The organism is Gardnerella rara (genome assembly GCF_055452355.1).
This window is the reverse complement of the sequence record NZ_JBVBJP010000002.1, coordinates 322,547-344,828: the sequence shown is the minus strand read 5'-3', so window position 1 is coordinate 344,828 and position 22,282 is coordinate 322,547. Positions and strand designations below refer to the sequence as shown.

Below are 22,282 nucleotides of genomic sequence, written 5' to 3'. Positions count from 1 at the left end.
AAACACGGGCAAGTGTTCTTGCTTTTGTTCCCAAAATCGGCCAAAACGTAAACAAACACGGGGAAAAATAAACAAACACGGGCAAGTGTTCTTGCTTTTGTTCCCAAAATCGGCCAAAACGTAAACAAACACGGGGAAAAATAAACAAACGCGGGAAGAATCGCAAGAAAAACGCATTGACCCCCACTATGCAATGCACAGCAGGGGTCAAGCGGTATGTCCTTAAGAATGAAATCCAGAATTTAGCGAGCGTAGTACTCGACGACGTACTGGATGTTGACTTCAACTGGAATCTGATCGACTTCCGGCTTACGAGTCAAAGTAGCCTTCAAAGAGGCAAGATTTACATCGAGGTAACCAGGAACTGCTGGCAAAACGTCACGATGAACGCCTTCAGCAGCCATCTGGAATGGCACCATTGTCTGGCTCTTAGCGCGAACCTGAATGGTCTGGCCTGGCTTAACGCGGTAAGATGGGCGATCAACAAGATTGCCATCTACCAAAATGTGACGATGCACAACAAACTGGCGAGCCTGAGCGGTTGTACGAGCAAAGCCTGCGCGCAAAACCAAAGCATCAAGACGGGTTTCCAAATCGGTGAGCATTGCGTCACCAGTCTGACCTGCAGTGTGCGTACCCTTTTCGTAAGCTGCACGAAGCTGCTTTTCGGAAAGACCGTACTGAGCGCGAAGACGCTGCTTCTCGCGAAGACGTACTGCGTAATCGGACTCGGTACGACGACGAGTGCGGCCGTGCTCACCTGGAGCATATGGACGCTTCTCGAAAATACGCTGAGCCTTTGGGGTCAAAGCGATGCCGAGGGCGCGAGAAAGACGCACCTGACGGCGAGAACGCTGAATATTAGTCATTACTAATCCTTTTATTCTGTCGTTATCTGAACGGAACGTGAACCAAACTTTACGATTGTTCACGCTGAGCCGGCCTCTCCAGTGCTTCTTCGTGCAAACACACGAACGCGAAAGCATTAAAACGCATAAAACGCCATAATTCTTGCGCGCCGACCCACTGATGGGCTAAGGCTCCAGATAATGCCTACGAAAATAGGCATCGTTTCCTATACTACTCCGCGCCATAGATAGTTGTACTCACCTCAACATCATCATTTTGCACGCATATTACACTAAGCAAGGTGGAGATTCGAGATTTTTCGCCGCGAAAGAGGTGAGCCTCAGCATGAAATGGTGACTCGCCGAGAGAGCAAGAAAAATCGAGAATCTCAGGCGACTAGCGATACGAAATTGTTCAAGCACGCAAGAGGGCTGGGTGATTCTTGGTCGAACAGTATAAGAGCGGCAGCCGATACCAAACAACCCAATGACACACGCCTACAAACAAACTTCAACCAAAAACAAAATCAAAGCCAAATCGGAACAACCGCAACAACAAACCACACGTAATAGGCGGAGCGTTGTGAGACAAGAAACACCCAGCCCTCCTACAACACCAAGTAAGGAAAGAGCGCAAATGTCAAGCTCAGTTACAGCGCGAACGCAGTATTCCAGAGTCCATTGTGTAAACGAAATCAGCGCTTGCTGCAACCGATTCATCGTGAGTCACAACTAAAACCGCTGCTCCGCCTAGCGCCGACTCGCGCAAAAGATCTAAAACAATACTTGTGTTTTGCGAATCCAAATCGCCAGTAGGCTCGTCCAAAATCAGCAGCCGAGGCTTGTTAATCAAAGCGCGCGCAATCATAATGCGCCGCATTTCTCCACCCGAAAGCTCACGCGGGTAGCAATGCGCAAGATCGTCCACGTTAAGGCGCTTAAGCAAATCCATAGCGAATGAAGTCAAGCTAGCATCTAAAGAAGATGTAGAAGACGCAGACACAGAAGACGCCTGCGCAATCCTAACAGGCAAAATAACATTATTCAGCACACTTAAATTAGCAAGCAGCGTCTGCGATTGCGTAACAAAACCAATGTTTTTAGCGCGAATCGCAGAAATTTGCTCATCGCTTATAGATGGCAGCGAGATATTGCAGCCAAAAATCGTAACGCTTCCACGAGTAGGCTTTAAAAGCCCTGCAATCATGTTTAAAAGCGTTGATTTTCCATTTCCAGACTTGCCCACAATCGCAACAAAATCGCCAGACTTAAGCGAAAAATCAACATTGTCTACAGCAATAAACTTGCGATTTTTGCGCTTAAATTCGCGAGTAACATTTTTAAGACTTACAACCAAATCGCCTAAATCGCCTAAATCGCTGCTAACCACTTTATTCGCCATCTTGCTCGCCACTTTATTCGCCATCTCTCAAAGCTAAATACGCTTCCTTGCTTGCGATTCGCCCAACAATAATCGCAGAAGTTACCAGAACGCTAACAAGCGAAAACGCTACAGAAACCGCCGCAAGAGCGCACACAAACCAAGCGTCCGACTCCAAATACGGCAACTGCAATTGGCTAGAAATCGCAATGTTGTACGGGAACAAAATAAGCGAAGCAAAGGCAACACCAATCACGCCTCCCGCAACGCCAATCACCGCCGACTCTAGCGAAATCATGCCAAAAAGCATGCGCTTATTTGCGCCCAAAATCCTCAATGAAGCAAATTCCCTCTTGCGCTCAGATGTAGAAGCCGCAAAAACGCACACAAGAATCAAAACGCCCACAGCCCAAAACGCCAGAATGCCAAGAAAAATCGCCTTGTTTAGCACCTCTAAGCTCTTTTTAGTCTGCTCGGTAATTCCGCCTGGAAACACCATTCCAAGGCTTTTAATTCCGCTAGTTTTACGAATATTTTCCGCAACACTTTTAGCGCTAAAACCTTTGCGCACCTTTACAAGAACCGCACTAACAGCCTTGCGTGCGTACTTTGCTGGAATCGCAGTGTGCCCAACTTTCGAAGAATATTTAACAACCGCTGGAATCGTATCTCGGTTTACAAACACCGAGTTATCTAGGCTAGTGCCCGTTTTGGCAAGCTGCGCAACAATCGGCCATTCGTGCCCGTACAAGCGAACCGTGTTTTTGTAAGACACAAGCACGTTTGCGCCCGCAATCATCTGCCCTTTTTTAAGCTCGCTTTTGTGCTGCGAATAAATCCATGGCGCGATTACAAAGTCGCTAGCAGGGTCAAAACCTATGATTTGCAACTTTTCCGCGCAGCATCCAGCAGATAGCGAAGATATGTAAGTTTGCACGCTTGCTTTTTCAACGCCCTTTGACTTTCGCACAAAATCCTCAATATTGTTTGTAAAGTAAAACGTGCTCGATCCGCCATTGGTAAGCAACGCTTCCGCGCGATTGTAGGTATTTTGCGGAATCACCATAATATCCGCGCCAAGGCGAGCGCGCATACTGTTTAGGCCGTTTGAAAGATTTAGGGAGATTAGCGAGCCGCCAAAAAACACAGCAGCTAAGCACGCGGAAACCACGATTAACGCGGCGGTTCTAAGCGGCTTTTGCTTTAGGTTTTCTAGCGGCAGGCTTTTTAGAGTAAATTTTTGCATTGTATTTGCGTTATATTTGCACTATATTTGCGCGGACTTTTCGTCACCGTTTGCTGGCGACTACTCAGCCTCTTTCTTTGAATCCAAATACACAGCAACAGCAGCAAACACAGCTGCTAACACACCCAAAACAACCAAAGTTGGGCGCGTTGTGGAAGCGCAATGCATCATCGGGCTTTTGCAAACTCCGATTAGGAAAGTTGGCACTGCGATTGCAAGCAGCGCGTTTACAATCACGGCAATGCTTAGGCCCGCACGCAAAGGTGCTTTTACAAACAACGCAACAACGCCAAGAATCGCTATAACAACGCCGATTCCTAGAGCTGCGCGGCCAGTGTAGTAGCATGCCATGTGCATTCCGTTGGCGGATGCGCAAACTTTTGCAAAACTAATAGGCGCGATGGCGATTAATACGCCAAAAACAATCGCGGGAATTGATGCGAACAACCTGTTTTTCATAACTGTCCTTTCATTTTCAGTGCAGTTTTCAGTATGTTTGCGTTTCCATTTTTTCAAGCATCAAGTACTAAATCAAGACTTGAAAAAGTGATGTTATTCTGTATAATCGCGCCCACGCTAAAACGTAATAATGTTTAGATATGCCATTTTTTAGCGGTAATCTTACGATTAGTCGCAATCTTGGCAACAAAAATTACTTAGTCTGCTTAATGTCAAAAATCAAAGTTTTTCTATTGGAGCAACTCTTAGCATAAGTCGCTTTACGCCATCCGAACCGAAGTCAACCGTAATAATTGAGTTTCTGCCCTTGTCTTGCGTTTTAAGAACAGTTCCAAGGCCGTAGGTGTCGTGCGAAATCTTGTCGCCTTCGTGGAAATCATTTATGTTTAAGTGATTGTCTTTTTCTTGCAAACTCTGCTTTTTGTAAGATAATGACGATGCAGACGATTGCAAATTTGAGGTGGATGGTTGACTCTGGTACAATGCGCTCGATTTTCTTGCGATTCGAGTGGTAACTTTGCCAGACTTTGAGCCGTACGACTTGCCGTATGAGTTACCATACGAACTAGAGCCATACGAATTGCCATAGCTGGACTTTGAACTGTATGAATTGCCGTAGAGCGACTTGCCATAACGCGACTTGCTGTAGCGAGATCCGCCGCGGCTCGAGCCGCCATAAGTGGTGTACGAATCGTCATCCCAACCGCCGTCATCGCTAAAATCGGAGTCAAAATCAGCGTCAAAATCTCTGCCCGCTCCCCTAAGTCCAGCACGCATAACGGCCGCTTCTGTGCGCTTCCAGCAAATCAAATCCGCAGGAATCTCGTCCAAAAACTGACTTTGAATCATCTCCTCCGACTTGCCCCATTGTGAACGCTCAGCAGCCCAAGTAACGTACAAAATTTTCTTAGCGCGAGTTATGCCAACGTATGCAAGACGACGCTCCTCGCAAAGCTCCTTTTGATTATCAACACAGCGCGAATGAGGGAAAGTGCCCTGCTCCATGCCAGTCAAAAACACAACGGGGTATTCCAAGCCCTTAGCCGTGTGAAGAGTCATAAGCGTAACTTTTCCAGTATCTTCGCCCTGGTTTGGAAGCTGATCCGAATCCGCAACCAAAGCCGTAGTCTCCAAAAAACCAGCAACATTTGCATCAGGCGTATTCTGCTCATACTCGGCTGCAACCGATTGCAATTGAGACAAATTATCTACCCTAAATTCGTCTTGAGGGTCTTTAGATTCTTGCAAATCCTGCAACAGTCCGCTTTCGTTAAGCACGTTCTCTACAACCTTAGAAGGCTTGGAATCATTAGCTTTCATAAAGTCAATAAGCGAAGTAATAAGATCCCTAAAACTCTTAAGCGCGTTTGCAGTTCTTGCAGGAACGCCGCCGTCTTGTTCGATTTTGTCTATATTGCTAAGAGCCGCCCAAAAACTGATGGAATTTTGCTGGGCATATAGCGCAATAATCGACTCCGCACGCGCTCCAAGACCACGCTTTGGAACGTTTAAAATGCGGCGCATATTAACATCATCATCAGGGTTTGCAATAGATTGCAAGTAAGCAAGCGCATCTTTGACCTCGCGGCGCTCGTAGAACTTAGTTCCGCCAACAAGTTGATAAGGCAAGCCCGACTTAATAAGCGCATCTTCTAAGCTTCGCGATTGCGAATTTGCGCGATACATAATCGCAATATCCGAGTAATTTACGCCGTCTTCGCTTGCCAGGCGCGCAATTTCTTTGGCAACCCACGCCGCCTCGCTTTGCGCGTTATCTGCCACATAACCGACGATTGGCGAACCTTTGCCTAAAGACGTCCACAACTTTTTAGGCTTGCGATTAGTGTTGTTGGAGATCACGGCATTTGCAGCGTCCAAAATGGTTTGCGTAGAGCGATAATTCTGCTCCAACATAATTGTTGTAGCGTTTGGAAAATCCTGTTCAAAGTCTTGAATATTGCGAATATCTGCGCCGCGGAAAGCGTAAATCGACTGGTCGGAATCGCCAACAACCGTGATTGACGTGACTGAAGAATGCGGAAGATGTGGGGAATCAACGCCATTATCGTCAACGCCATTATCGTCAACTCCTGCAAGCTGGCGAATCAAAACGTATTGCGCGTGATTAGTATCCTGATACTCATCCACCAAAATGTAGCGGAACTTTTGCTTATAATACGCGCTAACCTGCGGATTTTGGCGCAAAAGCTTAACCGTTAGCATAATCAAATCGTCAAAATCGGCCGCATTAGACGCGCTAAGTCTGTTCTGATACTCCGCGTAAACGGCTGCGTAAAGCGCGGCGGCATGGTTGGAATTGCCTGCAGAATTAAAGCCAGATATGCCAGATACAGAAGCGCCTGGCTTATAATCTGGCGCGTAATTTTTAAGGCTTTCTTGCCATGTAACCAAATTATTTTTAAAATCAGATATCTTAGACAATAAAAGTTTCGGCGTAAACTTTTTGATATCAATATTCAATTCGGATGCGATTATTTTAACAAGACGTTCACAATCGGCTGAATCGTAGATAGAAAAGCCTGATTTTAAGCCGATTGAATCGCCATGAGCGCGAAGAATTTTAACGCAAGCAGAGTGGAAAGTAGAAACCCACATGCTGTTTGCGGCAGGTCCGATTAGGCCTGCCAAGCGCTCGCGCATTTCCGCGGCCGCCTTGTTTGTAAACGTGATTGCAAGAATCTGGCTCGACCACGCCTTGCGATTAGCCAAAATCCACGCGATTCTGCGCGTAAGAACACGCGTTTTGCCGCTGCCTGCGCCCGCGCCGATTAAAAGTGCGGGGCCAGTGTATTGAACCGCCTTGGATTGCTGTGGATTTAGGCCTTCTAAAAGCGTTTGCGGGTTGATTTCGGGGATGTTGGAAGATTGAGCAGCGGAAGATTGCGCGATTGGTGCAGGTTGAGCAGGTTGTGCAGTTTGAGCGGAATCTACGGAAAAATCGCCAGCCACCGTAGAATCAGAAACTTCGCTCGTCATATCTTCATTAACAGAAGCATCACTAACAGAAGCATCACTCTGCTCGTCGGCATCTTTGTAAATAGAAGCATCGCTCTGCTCACTGGCATCTTCTGGATTGCCAAACAAATCAAAGTCGTAACCGTATTTGCTCAAAGCCCCTCGCTCCTGTGTTTCAAATCGCAAAATTAAACTCTAACCAATTTTAACGAACCCCAGCCAAACACAAATCGCGCGTTTTGCACTGTACGCATTACGCAAATCTGTAGTGCGATTGTACATAAAATACGGCGTGTTGTATCGCTCGCTCGTTACAGCGCGCGAACGATATGACGCTTTTTGTAGCTCAACACGCTGTCCAGAACTACAAAATGCGGAGTCATCTTCCGCTTTTTGTAGCTCAACACGCTGTCCAGAACTACAAAATGCGGAGTCATCTTCCGCTTTTTGTAGCTCCGCGGGACGTTTTGAACAACATTCTCGGGAAAATCGCTCGCACAGTCTAAGCGATTTGGATGAGCGCTTAAAACGTTGTTCATAAAATGAGTCAAAGCGGGGGGTAAGCTATACAGATACACGCTGCACACGCAAAATACGGCGCCACTAGAAAGGAATAATCGTGCAAGAACTGGAAGAACGCATCCAAAAAGAAGGCATTGTTAAGCCAGGAAATGTTTTGAAAGTCGATGCATTCCTTAATCACCAGTGTGATTGCGCGCTTTTTGACGCAATGGGAGCCGCATGGGCGCAGCATTTTAAAAACACGCAGATCAACAAAATCCTAACAATCGAGTCTTCGGGAATAGGAATCGCGTGCGTTGCGGCGCGTCATTTTGGCAACGTCCCAGTGGTTTTTGCAAAGAAAGCGCAATCAATCAACTTGGATGGCGATCAATACGTGTCTACCGTATTCTCGTTTACAAAACAGCGCGAGTTCCCTGTAATTGTATCTAGAAAATATTTGAGCGCAGACGACCGCGTTTTGATTTTGGATGATTTTTTGGCAAATGGCAAGGCTTTGCAAGGGTTGATTGACATTTGCAATCACGCTGGAGCCACGGTTGCTGGAATTGGCATTGCGATTGAAAAGGGATTCCAAGGCGGCGGAGATGCGTTGCGCACAGCTGGATACGACTTGGATTCGCTGGCGATTGTGGATTCGATGGATCCTAGCGATGGGTCGATCACCTTCCGCCAAGCCTAGTTGATAAGATTGTGCGCAAATTGTGAAAAAATTAAACATAATTCTTCACAAATCGCAATTTTGCGTAAAAATACGATAAAGTAGTTCGGTCAGTGTTTGAAATCTATCATTTTAAATGAGCTGATTTCAACAGGATAATTTTCAATAAGATGCTTAATCGAGATAGCTTTAATCGGCTAGTTTTCAACTGATTGGCGGCTAAACGTATGACTGATGTTGTGATTGTAAGCGCAGCGCGCACACCGATAGGAAAATTCGGAGGCGCGTTGAAATCGCTCACATCGGTTGAGTTGGGAACAATCGCAGCAAAAGCCGCAATCGAACGCGCAGGAATCAGCCCAAAATCCGTAGATCAGGCGATTTTTGGCAACGTTCTTCAGGCAGGCAGCGGCCAAAACGTTGCGCGACAAATCTCTCTTAGTGCTGGATTGGATGAGTCCAGCTGCGCAATGACAATCAATGAGGTTTGTGGCTCTGGTCTTAAAGCCATTCGCCTTGCGCAGTCGGCGATTTGCATGGGAGATGCAAAAGTTGTAGTTGCTGGTGGCACGGAAAGCATGAGCAATGTGCCGTTTTACGCGCAAAACGTGCGATTTGGTGGACTTCACTACGGCAACAGCGCGCTGGTTGACGGCCTAAAAAAAGACGGACTTTGCGACGCTTTTACGGGCAAAGAAATGGGAGTTACCGCGGAAAACGTGGCTGCCAAATTTGGCATAACGCGCGAGCAGCAAGACGCTTTTGCGCTAAAATCACACCAGAAAGCCGTTTTTGCGCAAAATAACGGCGATTTTGACGCGGAGATTGTGCCTGTAAAGCTTATGGACGGAACCGTGATTAGCCGCGATGAGCATCCGCGCGCCAACACGTCTATGGAGAAATTGGCTAAGCTTAAAACGTTATTTAAGGCGGATTTTAGCGCGTACGAAACTGATGGAATGCGCGAGGCGGATGAAACTCGCGAGGAGAATGGAATGCGCGAGGGGGATTTTAGCGCAAAACACTCTCCTACTGTAACCGCTGGAAACGCAAGTGGAATCAACGACGGCGCCGCAGCACTCGTCTTAATGAGCAAAGACTACGCAATCGCGCATGGAATCGACTATTTGGCAGAAATCGTGGGATTTGCGGAGGGCGGAATCAGCCCAGACCTTATGGGCTACGCGCCAAAACACGTTATGGAGCGTATGCTAAAAAACACGGGCTACACCGTTGAAAACATTGATCTTTTTGAGATTAATGAGGCGTTCGCTGCGCAAAGCATAGCAGTTTGCCAACAGCTGAACATTAACGAAAGCAAATTGAACATAAGAGGCGGCGCGATTGCGCTTGGCCACCCGCTTGGTGCTAGTGGAGCCAGGATTTTAACAACACTTCTTTACGCGCTTAAAGATAATTGCATGCAAAACGGCGTTGCTGCGCTGTGCGTGGGCGGCGGAATTGGAGTGAGCATGCAAGTTAAGATGCGAAAGTAGACGTAGCAATGCGATACGTGCGGCTGCTTGCGACACGCGCGGTTGCTTACGACTTGAAAAATGGCGCCAAAGCAACATTGCAAAAGTGAAAAATCGTAAAAATGGCGTCAAAAAAAAATGGCGTCAAAAAAATAAAAATGCGTCAAAAAAAAATGGAGAAACATGGCAGCTTTTCGGGAATTAAGCGTAGAGCAGCGCATAAAAACGCTGGAATCAGAAGGCGCGCTTAGCGGAGATTGCGCGCAGCTGCTGCTGGAACAGCTAGCGCAAAGTGGCGAAACGAACATTCCTGCAAGCGTTGCAAACAGCATGATTGAAAACCAAATCGGGCGATTCAGCTTGCCCGTAGGCGTTGTGCGCGACCTAAAAGTGAACGGCGTTACGCGAAACGTGCTGATGGCCACAGAAGAGCCGTCCGTAATCGCTGCTGCATGCAACGGTGCAAAAATCGCGGCAAAAAGCCTGGAAAACGGCGTTACGGCTCACAGCGCGCATTACGTTACGCGCGCGCAGATTGTTTTTGAAGACGCGGATTCAAGCGTGGCCAAAAAACTAGATAGCATAATGCGCGACGAATCAAAACGCACGGCGATTAGTGAGGTTGCGCGCTCCGCGCACCCATCAATATACCAACGCGGCGGCGGATTAGAACGCGCGCAGGCGGCGGCGTTAACAGGCTTCGCCAAGCTAACACTAGACATAAACACTTGCGATGCAATGGGAGCAAACATTGCAAACACCATTGGCGAAGCTGTTAAAACCCAGCTGGAAGGCTGGGTTGGGCGCAAGGCGCTGGTGGCAATTCTTGCCAACTCCAGCCGCGTGGCCACAGTTGCCGAAGCGCGCATACCCGTAGAAGCGCTTGTGCCTGGCGCAAAAACAGCCGCGGCTGGAGGTGCCGAAGGCACGCGCCTTGCGCGCCGCATCGCCGCCTTAAGCTCCCTGGCCGCCGTAGACGCGGAGCGCGCCGCAACCCACAACAAAGGAATCCTAAACGGAATAGTGGCCGCAGCTGCCGCATCGGGCAACGACACGCGCGCATTACAAGCCGCCGCGCACGAATGGGCCGCAAAATCCGGCCGCTACATGCCGCTTTCAACGTGGACCTTGCAAAATAACGGCCAAATTCTTTACGGCCGTATCGAAATCCCGCTGCAAATCGGCACGGTGGGCGGCGCAATCGCCTCTCTCCCAATGTCAAAAGTCGCGTTGCAGCTTGTTAAAGTCAATAACGCCAACGATTTTCGCAACGTTCTAGCCGCCGTCGGCCTCGTACAAAACCTGGCTGCACTTCGCGCGCTCGCTGGCCCTGGAATCCAGGCTGGCCACATGCGACTTCAGGCCGCAAACATCGCTATTGCATCTGGAGCGCGCGGAGACGAAATTCAAAAAGTTGCGCACGCGCTTCTAAACGAAAATTCTTCCGATTTGAACACAAGTTCTGCAAGAATAATTCTTGAGGGTTTGCGCAAGCGCAAGAACACGTAAAACCGAGTAAACGTGCGGTTAATGGCCATTTTTCCGTAGGAAAAGTCGGAAGCTTCCGCGCCGTAAAATTTACACCACTAAAATCGTCCTTAAAAAAAATCGCCCTTAAAAAGCAGGAAAACATGAGCAACACTTCACATACGCCAGACAACACGCAAGGCACACTCAACACGCCCAACACACCAGACACGCCCAACACGCCCAACACACCAGACACACCAGACACACCCAACACACCCAACACACCCAACACGCAAAAAATTCCGCCAAAAGTTGGCATCGACCGTATAACTTTCGCAACTCCAAATTGCTACCTAAGCATGGAAGACCTGGCGATTGCGCGCGGAATCGACCCAAATAAATTCACAATCGGCATAGGCCAAAGCCAGCAAGCAGTGCCGCCAAACCACCAAGACATTGTAACGCTTGGCGCCCAAGCCGCGCTGCCGCTATTGCCAAGCATTGATAACAACCGACTAAAAATGGTGATTGTTGGCACAGAAAGCGGCGTAGATGCCAGCAAATCCAGCGCGCTTTACATTCACAAGCTTCTAAACCTTAGCCCGTGGGTGCGCTGCGTGGAAGTAAAAGAGGCGTGTTACGGCGCAACTGCGGCTCTTATGATGGCTCGCGACTACATTTTGGCGCATCCAGGCACGCAGGTTTTGGTAATTGCGGCAGACATTGCGCGTTACGGCGTTGGCACTCCTGGCGAAGTAACGCAAGGCGCTGGAGCTGTGGCGATGCTTGTAAGCGAGAATCCGCGCGTGTTGCAAATCAACGATGACAGCGTGGTAAAATCGGCGGAAATCCAGGATTTTTGGAGGCCAGTGTATCAAAGCACGGCGTTGGCGCGCGGAAAGTTTTCAACCGAGCAATACATCAATATGTTCTGCGATGTGTGGCAGCGGTATAGTGCAGAAAACGCCTGCAATTTCAACGATTTTGAGGCGATTTGCTTCCATCTTCCGTACACAAAAATGGGGCTTAAAGCGCTTCGAGCTGGGTTTGAGGAAAATTCGGGCATGTCTCCTACGAGCGACACGCGCGAACGACTTCTTGCGCGATACCAAGACAGCACTAAGTACAGTCGCCGAATCGGGAATATTTACACCGGCTCGCTCTATTTGGGCTTAATTTCTTTACTTGATTGCGATTATTTTAGGAATTCTTGCGATTCATCAGAGTCTGTTGGCGATTCGCCTGCGGCTGCTTGCGACTTATCTTCCGCAGCACACACAAACGAACCACCTACGTGCCCGTCTCCCCTACTCCCAGGCCAAAAAATCGGCTTGTTCTCCTACGGCTCGGGCGCTGTTGCAGAATTCTTTAGCGCAACGCTCGTTCCAGGATGGCGAGATGCGCTGTTTTCCAATCAACACATAAAAGCGCTAAACAATCGCACACAATTAAGCGTTTCGCAATACGAGGAGATGTTTAACAGCGCGGCGCCTTATTCTCCGCAGGATTTTGCCAGCAGCCAGAATCATCGAAGTGGCGTGCGATTTGTTCTTGACTCCATCACATCTCAAGAGCGCCGTTATCTTTCGATTTAGTCTCTCCGCACTTTGTACCAAATTCAACCTAAATTACGTACAAAACCCGTCAAACAACTCCGCATTTTGTACCAAATTTGGCCTAAATCACGTACAAAACCCGTCAAACAACTCCGCACTTTGTACCAAATTTGACCTAAATCACGTACAAAGTCGGGAAAAATCGACGCACTTCGTAGCTCTAAACCACGCGCACAACAGAAACTACACAACAAAAACCACGCGCACAACAGAAACTACGCAACAGAAACTACGCAACAGAGATTACGCAACAACGCCGCTAGCAATCAGCTCGCGCGCAACCTCGCGATACTCCTTCGCCGTCTTATGCTCAGGCGCAAAAATCGTAATAGGAACCGCCGCAACAGTAGAATCCGGCAGCTTAATCGAACGCGAAATCACAGAATGCAACACGCGCCCCTGGAATGCCTCGTAAATCCTTTGCAAAACCTCTTCGCTGTGCAAAGTGCGCGTAAACATGGTAACGAGCACGCCAAACACCTGCAAATCTGGGTTAATTCTGTGCTGCACCTTTTCAATCGACTGCATAAGCAGCGCCACGCCTCTAAGCGCAAAGAACTCCGCCGCAACAGGAATAATCACGCCGTCTGCCGCCGTAAGCGCGTTAACGGTGAGCAAGCCAAGCGAAGGCTGGCAGTCAATAATAATAACGTCGTATTCGTTGCGAACCTTGCGCAGCACGCCAGCCAAAATCTGCTCGCGACCAACCTCGGTAACAAGCTGCACCTCGGCTGCCGAAAGATCAATGTTTGCAGGCATAACGTCAATGTTTTCGGTGGCCGTGTGGCGAATCACATCGTGCACGTCTACAGAAGAATCAAAAAGCGCCGTGTAAACCGTGTTGTCAAGCGCGTTGGCATTAATCCCAAGCCCCACCGTTGCAGCGCCTTGCGGATCGAAGTCAACAATCAAAACGCGCCTACCGTATTGACTCAGCGCTCCAGCAATGTTGATGGAGCTGGTGGTTTTACCAACGCCACCCTTCTGGTTACACATAGCAATAATGCGCGCAGGACCGTGCGTTGTAAGCGCATCTGGCGCGCGGAAAGTCTCATATTCGCGTCCAAGTAAATCAGTAGGCATACGCTCTAGTTTAGCAAAAGGTATGTTCAGTGGATTTGTGTAATGCGGCGGAGAATATAACACCTACCCTGCGGCGTATATCACACCTACCTTGCGCGCGGATGGCTCATAGCATACGCCTCCATAAGCGCCGCGGGGCTTATATGCGTGTAAATCTGCGTTGTTGTAACGGACGCGTGGCCAAGCAGCTCCTGCACCGTGCGCACGTCGGCGCCGCCCGAAATCAGATGCGTTGCAAACGAGTGACGGAGCGTGTGCGGATGCAATTCTTTGCCGATTTTTGCCAGCTTGCCAGCGTGCGAAATCGCCTCCCATGCGGATTGGCGAGAAAGCGCTTTGCCGCGTTTGTTTAGAAAAATCATGTGAGAATTTGCGGATTTTGATGCGGATTTTGATGACGAGTTTAATGGCGACTTTACTCGCGACTCTGCGGTTGCTTGCGACTTCCCAGCTCGCTCCGCAAGAATCGGCCTAGCTTTATCTAAATAATCGCGCAACGCACAAACCGCACACTTTCCAATCGGCACAAGCCGCTGCTTTTGCCCCTTGCCGCTAAGCCGCACAACCGATTCCGCTAAATCAATATCCTCAAATTTTAAGCCAACCGCCTCGCTAACGCGCGCGCCAGTCGCGTACAAAAATTCCACAAGCGCGCGGTCTCGCAAAGAGACGGCGTCCGTGCTGCCAAAACCGCCAGCCGCATCGATTACGCGCTCAACTTCGCTAATGCTTAGCACGTCTGGAAGATGTTCCGCTTGCTTAGGCGCTTTGACTTCTGCAGAAGGGTCGCTTGCAATTTGCGCGTTGGAAAGCATGAATTTATTCCACTCGTGGATGCTGGCGATTCGCCGCGAGACAGTGCGCGGCCCTAAGTTTTGCGCTGCCATTGCGCGCACGTATTCTTCAATGTCTAGCTGCGTGATTTCGTTGATATCGTTGATTTTTCGGGCTTCGCGCAACCAGTTGGTGTATTTTGTAAGATCCGACTGGTAGGCTTCAACGGTTTTTGGCGAAAGCCCACGCTCCACGCTTATGTGGTTTATAAATTGCTGAATTTTTGGGAAAAATGGCGATTGCGGCGATTGATTCATGCGCGGTTGCTGCGATTCGTTCATACCCTAATTATATGCCGCACGAATCGACGACTTGGATCTGCATAATACGCGAGCGATTTTCCGAAAATGCGCGACGACCTGCCTGAGCGCTTAGAGCGCAGCGCGAAGGCAATTCGGAGCGCTGAGCCGCTCAAGGCAGAAGCACTGCTTCTGCGCGGCGAAGACGTGAGCGCGGCTAATCCGCGCGAACGATATTTACCGAAAATGTAGCTCAAATTGGCATGTAGAGCTACAAAGTCGGGGCTCTCAGATCAAAGCGAAAAAGCAGGCAAGATTTTAGACGAATGCATGGCAAGCTAGCAAAGGCTCGCTTCCCGTGTTTGCACAGCAACACGTTATGCAGACACAGGAATAAAAAGAGCTACATAGCCATCCTTAGAACAGACGACGCTGACTCACTCTGTACTGGGTCAATAGTAATCATACCTAATACAGATGTTATAAACGCAAGGAGGGCTAATATCATAAGATAATTCGTTTCCATTACCTTATAATACTTTAGGCAAGACTTCTTTGTAACAAGAAGTTTACTCTCTCTTTCATGTTCTCTAATCTTCAAATACTTATTTGTTGTAGGCATATAGTCTATATCAATCTTAGTTAAAGCATATTTATTATTATAAGATTTCACTTTAACACCGAGACAACAAGCAACTGCCAAAAGGATAAGAGATATAACGATTTTGATATCATAATTTAAAGGACAGCAAGTAAATATAATCAAATACACAATTGCAGATACTGAACTAACATACATATATACAATATTGTCTTCTAAATCATCATAAATTTCTTTACATTCAACTTTTTCTGCATGTGAATAAAAGTGAATAATAATAGTATAGGCAACTAGGCTAAAAAGAAAAATAAATAAATACTCAACACTATGATTATAATCAACACTATAACTATTAGAAACATCTTTATAAAACACAATTAATACTGATACTAATATAACAGCTAAAAGCACATAAAATAACCCTATACAACTACTAATACTCTTTAAAGTTTTTTCATCTATGCACTCTTTATAAGTTGTAGCTTGAGAATTATTTTGCGAATTACGATTTTTAAAACTCATAGGCTGCGCTGCCTCGATTCTAATAATTGTGATTAATTTATTGCAATTAGTTATAAAAATGGTGGCTGCAGGAAAACCTACAACCACCATAAGTGTAACATTGGCGTCTGCAAAACACCGCACTACGAGCGCGAGAGGCTATGCATCAGCCAATGCGCGCAGTGCTTAGTGACGAGCCTTGCGAACAGCAGCACCCATACCAGCAAGCATGGTTGCAGCCAAAGCAGTCAAAGTCACACCAACACCAGTGCCTGGCAACTTCTTGCCATCATTCTTCTTCTTCTCAACTTCAGGCTTGCCTGGCTTACCTGGCTGGCCTGGCTTGCCTGGCTGGCCAGGAACTACAGGAGTTGGAACACCAGAAGGAACAGGCAAGTTAAGCTCTGCCAAAGGATCAGTCAAAACTGGAAGATCACCAGGAAGCTTCACGCCATCAGCCAAAGCAGCATTAATAGCCTTCTTGTAAGCTTCCAAAGCCTTGTTGTAAGCAGCGGAAGCATTAACAGCCTCAGCATAAGCCTTATCAAACTCAGCCTTAACCTCGTTGTAAGTCTTCGAAGCGGCACGATAATGAGCAAGAGCACGAGCAGCACGCTCAGTCAAATTCTTGAAAGCAGAAGGATCGGAAGTATTCAAGCCAGCAGCCAAAGCATCCTTAACAGCCTGATCGGCAGCATCCAAATTAGCCTTAGCAGCATCCATCTCAGCCTTAGCAGCAGAAAGCTTAGCGAAAAGCTCATGATAAGTCTTAAGCTTACCATTCATGTTGCCTTCAGCATCATCAAGCACGGACTTCAAACCATACAACTTAGCAACATGCTCAGCCTTAGTAGAATGAGCTGGAACCTGCTCTGGATCCTTATGATCTGGATCCTCCTTAGGAGCATCCTTGCACTGAGCCTTAGCAAGATCAGCCTCTGCATCCTGCAAAGCATCCTTAGCATCCTGCAAATTATGCTTAGCAGTCTTTACTGGCTCAGCACTAGGTTCCTGACCTGCATTCAACTCTGCTGCACCATTATCTGGATCTTGACCAGCATTAGCGAATGGGTTTTCATCTCCACTCTTGAAGTCCTTAGCAGCCTTAGCAGCCTTAAGGAAAGTATCCTTAAGAGCCTTCAACTGATTTGGAGATGTCTCATCCTTCTTATCGCCAGTCTTACCATCATTGTAAGCCTTAAGAGCAGCGTTGTACTTATCTGCAACAGCCTTCTTAGCTGCGTATGCTTCCTTCTTTGCAGCAAGTTCATCCTGAGCATCAGCAAGAGCATCGGTCTTCTTAGATACATCACGCTTAGCAACAACAACAGCATGAGTAAGCTCAGCAAGCTTATCAGCAGCAGCTGGAGTGCACTTAGGAGCCTCATCCTTAGCGAATGCTGGGGTTGCCATTGCGAAGCCGGCAAGCAAAGTTGCGCCAGCAGCGAAAGCGGCGATAGCCTTCTTATTCATCATTTTAATTTCCTTTCTTCTTCTCCTCTGCGTTAGGGGCGCAGAGAAAAATTTGCCTTTGCGGTTTCCCGCGTAGTTCCCCGTGAACTAGGGATTCACTGGTAACTGACTTAAAAGATACAGCATGCTATGGCGAAAATCAACCAAACATTCAGCTAACGTTAAGGTTTGTTCTAAATATTTTATTGTAAATCTACTAAATTAAGACTTTTTACCGTAAATTTTACACATAAACAACAAATAAACCGTAAAAATACATATTCCAAGGTTTTTAAAGAATTTTCCCAGGTTTTTTTAAGGAAAGACTTTCGCGCGTGTCGCGCGAGACGACCTGCCTTTTCGCTTAAAGCGTAGCGCGAAAAGGCAATTCGGAGCGCTGAGCTTGCTCAAAGTTGAAAGCACAGTGTGCTTTCAACGCAAGCGAAGACGTGAGCGCAGCTAATCTGCGTGCGAGTCGACGATTTCGAGCTGCATAATGCGCGAGAAATCACCTCGACTCGCTGAGCCGCTCAGGCAGAAGCACTGCTTCTGCGCGGCGAAGACGTTCGCGCGCGTAGACCGCGCGAACGACGACCTACATTTCCGCTTTTTGTTGCTAATTTTAGCGTTTAGAACTACAAAGTCGGGAAAAATTTCCGCTTTTTGTAGCTGATTTTGTGGTTTTGAACAACATTCTCGGGAAAATCGGGTATAACCCAAAAAAAACGCCACTGTGCGAGCAGTGGCGTTTTTGCGTTTGTGGAGTCGCGGGGAATTAGCATTTAATAGCCGCTAATGCCTTATTTCTCTAAGAGTTTCATAGAATAACATTTTGATATCAATGCGCTCAATATCGCCTTATATTGTATTTTTGCGGCAAATATTAGAACATCTTTCGCGTTTGTTATCGTGTTTGAATTCTATCAAATATTGCAGAAAATTTCTCACTATTTTTTCTAGTTTACTTTACTTTATATAATAGCTGTGCTATTATATAAAGTGTCAAACAAGAAAGGAGGTGACATGCATATAGTGGAAATACTTACTGCGATTGCAATTCTACTAGTTGGCATTGCAAAGCTCATAGAAGCAATAGCAAAGCTTATCAAAGAATTGAAGCGCAATAAGTAAATAAAGAGTCCCGAACAATCCAGGTGTCCGGGACTCACTATCCACTATACTGCAGGCTCATTATGAAATTAGATGCAATAGTATCAGCTATGTTCTCACTCGTTATTATCGCTGGAGTATGGTGCCATTTTTCACCTTGGCTCATAACTGGTTGTGCTGTAATCAGTGCCGTATGCGCGTTAGACGCTGGTAGAAAGCACAAAGGGTAATATGAGTGAGCGTTATTTGAGTTATACGGAAGTTGCTGAGCTTATTGGTGTAAAAACTGGTGCGCTTGGCAACTACAACCTTCCAGATCCAGACGCGTTTATTGGTCGCACTCGTGGCTGGAAACGTGAAAATATTGAAGCTTGGAATGCGAGTCGTCCAGGTCATGGCGGACGCCCTTCTAATACAGAGTAGTTAAGAGTAAAATCATATTAATGGAAAACGAACTTGCTCTTAACCATTTCTTCACAACTCGAGTCTTAGCATCTCAGAACCAATGCTATAAGAGGGTTGTGAATCGCTTCATTCAAGATACTAAAGGGAAAACTAATAGCCAGATAATAAGCGAGATTTACGAACTTATGGCAAATACACATAGGTGTGAATACGTTTATCAGAACACTCTGTTAAACATACTTTTGCTTAGTGGTAGTGACGATGCGCAGCAAACTGCATTAACACAGTTACCTAGTGGCAAATCAAGAGCCGACTTTATCGTCATCAATGACAACGCCACTGTTTATGAGATAAAAACCGAACTTGATACTTTCGAGCGACTGAAAACACAACTTAGTAATTACTTCAAGGCCTTCAATCGCGTTTGTGTAGTAACGTCTGAAAACAAATACCAACACGCTCTAAAAGTTCTTGCTGGTACCCCTGTAGGCGTTTACGTGCTTGATGGTCAAAATCATATAAGCGAAAAGATGCGCAAAGAGCCTGTAGAAAATAATTCAAAACTTGAGCACGTTGCATTGTTTAAGCTGCTACGCAAATACGAGTACGAAAACATAGTAAAGCAATATTTCGGCATGCTGCCTGATGCGGCGCCCGTGTTTTATTACAATGCTTGCTTGGATCTATTTCGCCAAATTCCCATTCTTGACGCTCATAAAATGGTTATGAGTGAACTTAAGAAACGGAATCACATCAAATACGTAGATGCTTTTAACAGTGTACCTTATGCGTTAAAATCTCTAGCATACTTTTCCTATAACACAAAGAAAAGCCTTAACGGTTTACTGAGTTTTTTAGGCGAAAAGTTCATATAAAAATTACCCCCCGCATGGAGCGAGGGGTAATTACTAATTTTCAACTTGTATTCTCAATTAGAGAATACTTTGAGTATATCGCGCGCTACTTATTTTCAGTAGGCGTGTCTTCCAGCTTTTTGCCACGGCCGTCCAACTCAGCATCAGCCTCGGTTGTTGCGGCATGCTTGCCTGTATTGATAGCATCATCCGCCTGCCCATCAACATAAGTTTTTACACACGCAAGCACAGATAAGAGGACTCTTATAACCCTTGTTTTTGCGATTTGCAGATTTAATGCTGATACGTTTTCGGCAAAGCTAACGCCCTCTATCCAAATAATATATCCACTCACAATACCAACAAGCGGCGGGTTAATACCTAAGTTTGCTTTAGTTTGAGCATACTCAAGCAAAATCGAAAGAGCTACTATCAACACGTACGCAAATTTATGAAAGAGTCCATCACGCATTTTGCTGCTAGACACCGAACGCAAGTAGACTGCTTTCGCAAAACCACTAATATAGTCGAGCAACACAAGGCCGCCAGCAATTTCGAGCAATAAGATTTCAATATCATTCATTCTTTTCTTCTCCTATTTGTTATTTTGGCTGATTGTCTTTGGTTATCCACACGCCGCTGACGTGTGTGAAGCAGTTTTTGCCGTCACCATCCCAGCAGATGCTTCCGTCTGGCTTTACCATGATGCTTCCTGTACCGTTTCCAGATAAGTGGATTGCTGCCAAAGAAACTGGTCGGAAACCTTCAGGGACTTGCTCTCTTGCGTGGATCCATGAGCCGCCGTCGCAAATCACGCAACCGCAACCATTCACTGTGACCACATTGCCGCATCTAGTGAAAACCATGCGCTGGTCTTGATTGATTCCCCATGGAATGTGCATGGTAAAACTGCTAATGTCACCGTCGTGTTCTATTTGTGACACGTCTGGTTGTGGTGCTGGTTGTGGTGCTGGAGGAGTTGTTGCATTGTCTGATTGAGCGTATTTATCCCACGCCGTACGGTCACCGTAGAACTTGTTTAGGTCCAAGTTGCTGCCGTAGTTTGGTAACGCTCCAGCACTAGAATATTGACGAATTGCACAACCATACGCATCCTCATTCCAAGGCTTGCTCTGGTATCCTGTATGATCATTGTTGGCATATTGAGCTACCCACAGTCCACAGTTTGTTGCTTTGCTTACTCGAGCAAGTCTGCCATAGTCACATTGACTGCCGTACAATAACGGGTGTACCCCTGTGAGCGCGTACACTTCCGCCGCACACTCTTGCAAATACCCAGCGTTTGAGTATGCACTGTTGTTTTCGCTTTCAAAGTCCAATGCAAGAATTGCGCGCCCAATGTAAGGTTTTGCCGCGTTTACAAAATACTTCGCCTCGGCTTTAGCATTACCGCCTGTGATGTAATGGTATACGCCTAACAATTTGCCGCTGTTGAGTGTTGCGTCGGCTTGCGCGCGAAAGCACGGACTCGTATACCATACGCCTTCTGTAGCTTTAACGATGACAAAATCAGCTGGTACGGCGGCGATATTAATACCCGTTTGCCAGCTTGATACATCAATGCCGCTTAGCGTCATTTCTTCCTCCTTATATTAAAAAAGCCACGCGTTTGCGTGGCTAAAAAATGTTAAAAAATGCAGATAAGCTGTTATTATCCAATGCAGAAACACAGCAAAGTGCGTTTCTTATTGCTACGGCTTAGTGCATAGAGTACTTTACCCCCATTCTCTACGTCTGTAGTATATGCTGTAGAATGTGTAAATGATTTGTTAGACCTTTGACCTACCCTTATTGTTCTAAGCCAACAATTATTTAGCCTACTGAAATCATCTATAGAGTTTTTGCATATTTTTGGCCATGGAACAAATGCTCCCTTAAAACTTCCTTCAATACTATTCCTACACTCGGGGCAAAATTCATTAACACTTGGTGTAAATACTCTCATTTTATAAAAATCAACATCATATTTTTTGCTATCCACATTAAGATATGCACATGGAACAGATGACAACAAAATATTGTTCTGGAGATAATCTGGCATTTTTTTGAAGAAATAAGCGCAGTACTGAGCAGTACGAGTATATTGGTATGTCCACCTATCTACACCAGCAGGAATCTCTTCACCTTTAAGTGGCATAAGAAACTCCTGATCTGAAGCATTAAACTCCACAGTAGATGGCTTGTCTGCTATCATTAACGCAACTGGAGAACTGTTATATGGGGTGATACCTATTTTTACTATAATGAACTTGTACTGTGTCCCTAGTACTGTTGCACTAATGTAATCTCCTGGGTATATGCCAATTCGGTGATTGTCATACACTGCCTCTCTAATAACTAGAGCTGTATTAGGTCCGTATTTCTTTAGTGGTTTCCATCCTTCGATAGGTTCAAAATCAGGTGTAATTTCTTTTCCTTTGTATGTTCCTGCGGCTACTTCTGCTAGACGTGCATTGTGCCAAGCTGTTTTTTCTTCTTCACTAATTTCATTAGTAATCATGAATGGCATTTGACATACTGGCATTATA

At 46.5% G+C, this 22,282-nt stretch carries 19 protein-coding genes; 6 read left to right on the top strand and 13 right to left on the bottom strand.

Annotation, left to right across the window (positions count from 1 at the left end; all coding sequences use genetic code 11):
• The 6 genes from ACZ0NX_RS03210 to ACZ0NX_RS03185 form a co-directional block, all read right to left on the bottom strand.
• On the bottom strand, positions 1-211 hold a 211-nt coding region (locus ACZ0NX_RS03210; RefSeq protein ID WP_464405477.1), incomplete at its 3' end, for a hypothetical protein.
• Positions 212-242: 31 nt separating this feature from the next.
• On the bottom strand, positions 243-869 hold the full coding sequence (gene rpsD / locus ACZ0NX_RS03205; protein ID WP_004113375.1) for a 30S ribosomal protein S4: 627 nt from the start codon (positions 867-869) through the stop codon (positions 243-245).
• Positions 870-1,494: 625 nt separating this feature from the next.
• Positions 1,495-2,250 (bottom strand): ABC transporter ATP-binding protein, encoded by a 756-nt coding sequence (locus ACZ0NX_RS03200; protein WP_464405475.1) that lies wholly within the window; start codon positions 2,248-2,250, stop codon positions 1,495-1,497.
• A 13-nt stretch (positions 2,251-2,263) separates the two neighbouring features.
• On the bottom strand, positions 2,264-3,475 hold the full coding sequence (locus ACZ0NX_RS03195) for an ABC transporter permease (protein WP_415689198.1): 1,212 nt from the start codon (positions 3,473-3,475) through the stop codon (positions 2,264-2,266).
• A gap of 60 nt (positions 3,476-3,535) precedes the next feature.
• Complete coding sequence (locus ACZ0NX_RS03190) at positions 3,536-3,934, bottom strand: DUF4418 family protein (protein ID WP_415689196.1); 399 nt, start codon at positions 3,932-3,934, stop codon at positions 3,536-3,538.
• Between the two features lie 219 nt (positions 3,935-4,153).
• On the bottom strand, positions 4,154-7,066 hold the full coding sequence (locus ACZ0NX_RS03185) for an ATP-dependent helicase (protein WP_464405472.1): 2,913 nt from the start codon (positions 7,064-7,066) through the stop codon (positions 4,154-4,156).
• Positions 7,067-7,529: 463 nt separating this feature from the next.
• On the opposite strand from ACZ0NX_RS03185, the gene ACZ0NX_RS03180 reads away from it, so the two are divergent.
• The 4 genes from ACZ0NX_RS03180 (at position 7,530) to ACZ0NX_RS03165 (ending at position 12,633) form a co-directional block, all read left to right on the top strand.
• On the top strand, positions 7,530-8,114 hold the full coding sequence (locus ACZ0NX_RS03180) for a xanthine phosphoribosyltransferase (RefSeq protein ID WP_464405470.1): 585 nt from the start codon (positions 7,530-7,532) through the stop codon (positions 8,112-8,114).
• A 206-nt stretch (positions 8,115-8,320) separates the two neighbouring features.
• The gene (locus tag ACZ0NX_RS03175) at positions 8,321-9,589 is read left to right on the top strand and encodes a thiolase family protein (RefSeq protein ID WP_464405468.1); all 1,269 of its coding nucleotides are present in this window, start codon (positions 8,321-8,323) and stop codon (positions 9,587-9,589) included.
• 162 nt (positions 9,590-9,751) lie between these two features.
• Positions 9,752-11,077, top strand: a complete 1,326-nt coding sequence (locus ACZ0NX_RS03170; protein WP_464405466.1) for a hydroxymethylglutaryl-CoA reductase, degradative — start codon at positions 9,752-9,754, stop codon at positions 11,075-11,077.
• 122 nt (positions 11,078-11,199) lie between these two features.
• Positions 11,200-12,633, top strand: coding sequence for a hydroxymethylglutaryl-CoA synthase (locus ACZ0NX_RS03165; RefSeq protein WP_464405464.1), 1,434 nt, complete (start codon positions 11,200-11,202; stop codon positions 12,631-12,633).
• Between the two features lie 264 nt (positions 12,634-12,897).
• Here ACZ0NX_RS03165 and ACZ0NX_RS03160 read toward each other — a convergent pair whose 3' ends face one another.
• The 4 genes from ACZ0NX_RS03160 to ACZ0NX_RS03145 form a co-directional block, all read right to left on the bottom strand.
• A complete protein-coding gene (locus ACZ0NX_RS03160; protein WP_060787370.1) occupies positions 12,898-13,737 on the bottom strand; it encodes a ParA family protein in 840 nt (279 codons plus the stop codon).
• Positions 13,738-13,823: 86 nt separating this feature from the next.
• On the bottom strand, positions 13,824-14,828 hold the full coding sequence (locus ACZ0NX_RS03155; RefSeq protein WP_464405490.1) for a site-specific tyrosine recombinase: 1,005 nt from the start codon (positions 14,826-14,828) through the stop codon (positions 13,824-13,826).
• 385 nt (positions 14,829-15,213) lie between these two features.
• Positions 15,214-16,023 carry a permease gene (locus ACZ0NX_RS03150; protein WP_464405462.1) on the bottom strand — a complete coding sequence of 270 codons (810 nt, stop codon included), beginning with the start codon at positions 16,021-16,023 and terminating at the stop codon, positions 15,214-15,216.
• Between the two features lie 75 nt (positions 16,024-16,098).
• Complete coding sequence (locus ACZ0NX_RS03145; RefSeq protein ID WP_464405460.1) at positions 16,099-17,388, bottom strand: GumC domain-containing protein; 1,290 nt, start codon at positions 17,386-17,388, stop codon at positions 16,099-16,101.
• Between the two features lie 1,317 nt (positions 17,389-18,705).
• Here ACZ0NX_RS03145 and ACZ0NX_RS03140 point away from each other — a divergent pair.
• Both ACZ0NX_RS03140 and ACZ0NX_RS03135 read left to right on the top strand, forming a co-directional pair.
• Complete coding sequence (locus ACZ0NX_RS03140; RefSeq protein WP_464405458.1) at positions 18,706-18,897, top strand: helix-turn-helix transcriptional regulator; 192 nt, start codon at positions 18,706-18,708, stop codon at positions 18,895-18,897.
• Between the two features lie 20 nt (positions 18,898-18,917).
• Positions 18,918-19,754: a sce7726 family protein gene (locus ACZ0NX_RS03135; RefSeq protein ID WP_464405457.1), complete on the top strand. Its 837-nt coding sequence runs from the start codon at positions 18,918-18,920 to the stop codon at positions 19,752-19,754.
• Positions 19,755-19,839: 85 nt separating this feature from the next.
• Here ACZ0NX_RS03135 and ACZ0NX_RS03130 read toward each other — a convergent pair whose 3' ends face one another.
• The 3 genes from ACZ0NX_RS03130 to ACZ0NX_RS03120 form a co-directional block, all read right to left on the bottom strand.
• Complete coding sequence (locus ACZ0NX_RS03130) at positions 19,840-20,316, bottom strand: phage holin family protein (RefSeq protein WP_464405456.1); 477 nt, start codon at positions 20,314-20,316, stop codon at positions 19,840-19,842.
• 19 nt (positions 20,317-20,335) lie between these two features.
• The gene (locus tag ACZ0NX_RS03125) at positions 20,336-21,331 is read right to left on the bottom strand and encodes a GH25 family lysozyme (RefSeq protein WP_464405454.1); all 996 of its coding nucleotides are present in this window, start codon (positions 21,329-21,331) and stop codon (positions 20,336-20,338) included.
• 74 nt (positions 21,332-21,405) lie between these two features.
• On the bottom strand, positions 21,406-22,278 hold the full coding sequence (locus ACZ0NX_RS03120) for a hypothetical protein (protein WP_464405453.1): 873 nt from the start codon (positions 22,276-22,278) through the stop codon (positions 21,406-21,408).
• Between the last annotated feature and the right edge of the window lie 4 nt (positions 22,279-22,282).

Bases quoted from the DNA above. Each gene is read 5' to 3' on its own strand.
- rpsD (WP_004113375.1), bottom strand. From the start codon at position 869: ATGACTAATATTCAGCGTTCTCGCCGTCAGGTGCGTCTTTCTCGCGCC.
- ACZ0NX_RS03200 (WP_464405475.1), bottom strand. From the start codon at position 2,250: ATGGCGAATAAAGTGGTTAGCAGCGATTTAGGCGATTTAGGCGATTTG.
- ACZ0NX_RS03195 (WP_415689198.1), bottom strand. From the start codon at position 3,475: ATGCAAAAATTTACTCTAAAAAGCCTGCCGCTAGAAAACCTAAAGCAA.
- ACZ0NX_RS03190 (WP_415689196.1), bottom strand. From the start codon at position 3,934: ATGAAAAACAGGTTGTTCGCATCAATTCCCGCGATTGTTTTTGGCGTA.
- ACZ0NX_RS03175 (WP_464405468.1), top strand. From the start codon at position 8,321: ATGACTGATGTTGTGATTGTAAGCGCAGCGCGCACACCGATAGGAAAA.
- ACZ0NX_RS03170 (WP_464405466.1), top strand. From the start codon at position 9,752: ATGGCAGCTTTTCGGGAATTAAGCGTAGAGCAGCGCATAAAAACGCTG.
- ACZ0NX_RS03165 (WP_464405464.1), top strand. From the start codon at position 11,200: ATGAGCAACACTTCACATACGCCAGACAACACGCAAGGCACACTCAAC.
- ACZ0NX_RS03160 (WP_060787370.1), bottom strand. From the start codon at position 13,737: ATGCCTACTGATTTACTTGGACGCGAATATGAGACTTTCCGCGCGCCA.
- ACZ0NX_RS03155 (WP_464405490.1), bottom strand. From the start codon at position 14,828: ATGAATCAATCGCCGCAATCGCCATTTTTCCCAAAAATTCAGCAATTT.
- ACZ0NX_RS03150 (WP_464405462.1), bottom strand. From the start codon at position 16,023: ATGGTGGTTGTAGGTTTTCCTGCAGCCACCATTTTTATAACTAATTGC.
- ACZ0NX_RS03145 (WP_464405460.1), bottom strand. From the start codon at position 17,388: ATGATGAATAAGAAGGCTATCGCCGCTTTCGCTGCTGGCGCAACTTTG.
- ACZ0NX_RS03140 (WP_464405458.1), top strand. From the start codon at position 18,706: ATGAGTGAGCGTTATTTGAGTTATACGGAAGTTGCTGAGCTTATTGGT.
- ACZ0NX_RS03135 (WP_464405457.1), top strand. From the start codon at position 18,918: ATGGAAAACGAACTTGCTCTTAACCATTTCTTCACAACTCGAGTCTTA.
- ACZ0NX_RS03130 (WP_464405456.1), bottom strand. From the start codon at position 20,316: ATGAATGATATTGAAATCTTATTGCTCGAAATTGCTGGCGGCCTTGTG.
- ACZ0NX_RS03125 (WP_464405454.1), bottom strand. From the start codon at position 21,331: ATGACGCTAAGCGGCATTGATGTATCAAGCTGGCAAACGGGTATTAAT.
- ACZ0NX_RS03120 (WP_464405453.1), bottom strand. From the start codon at position 22,278: ATGCCAGTATGTCAAATGCCATTCATGATTACTAATGAAATTAGTGAA.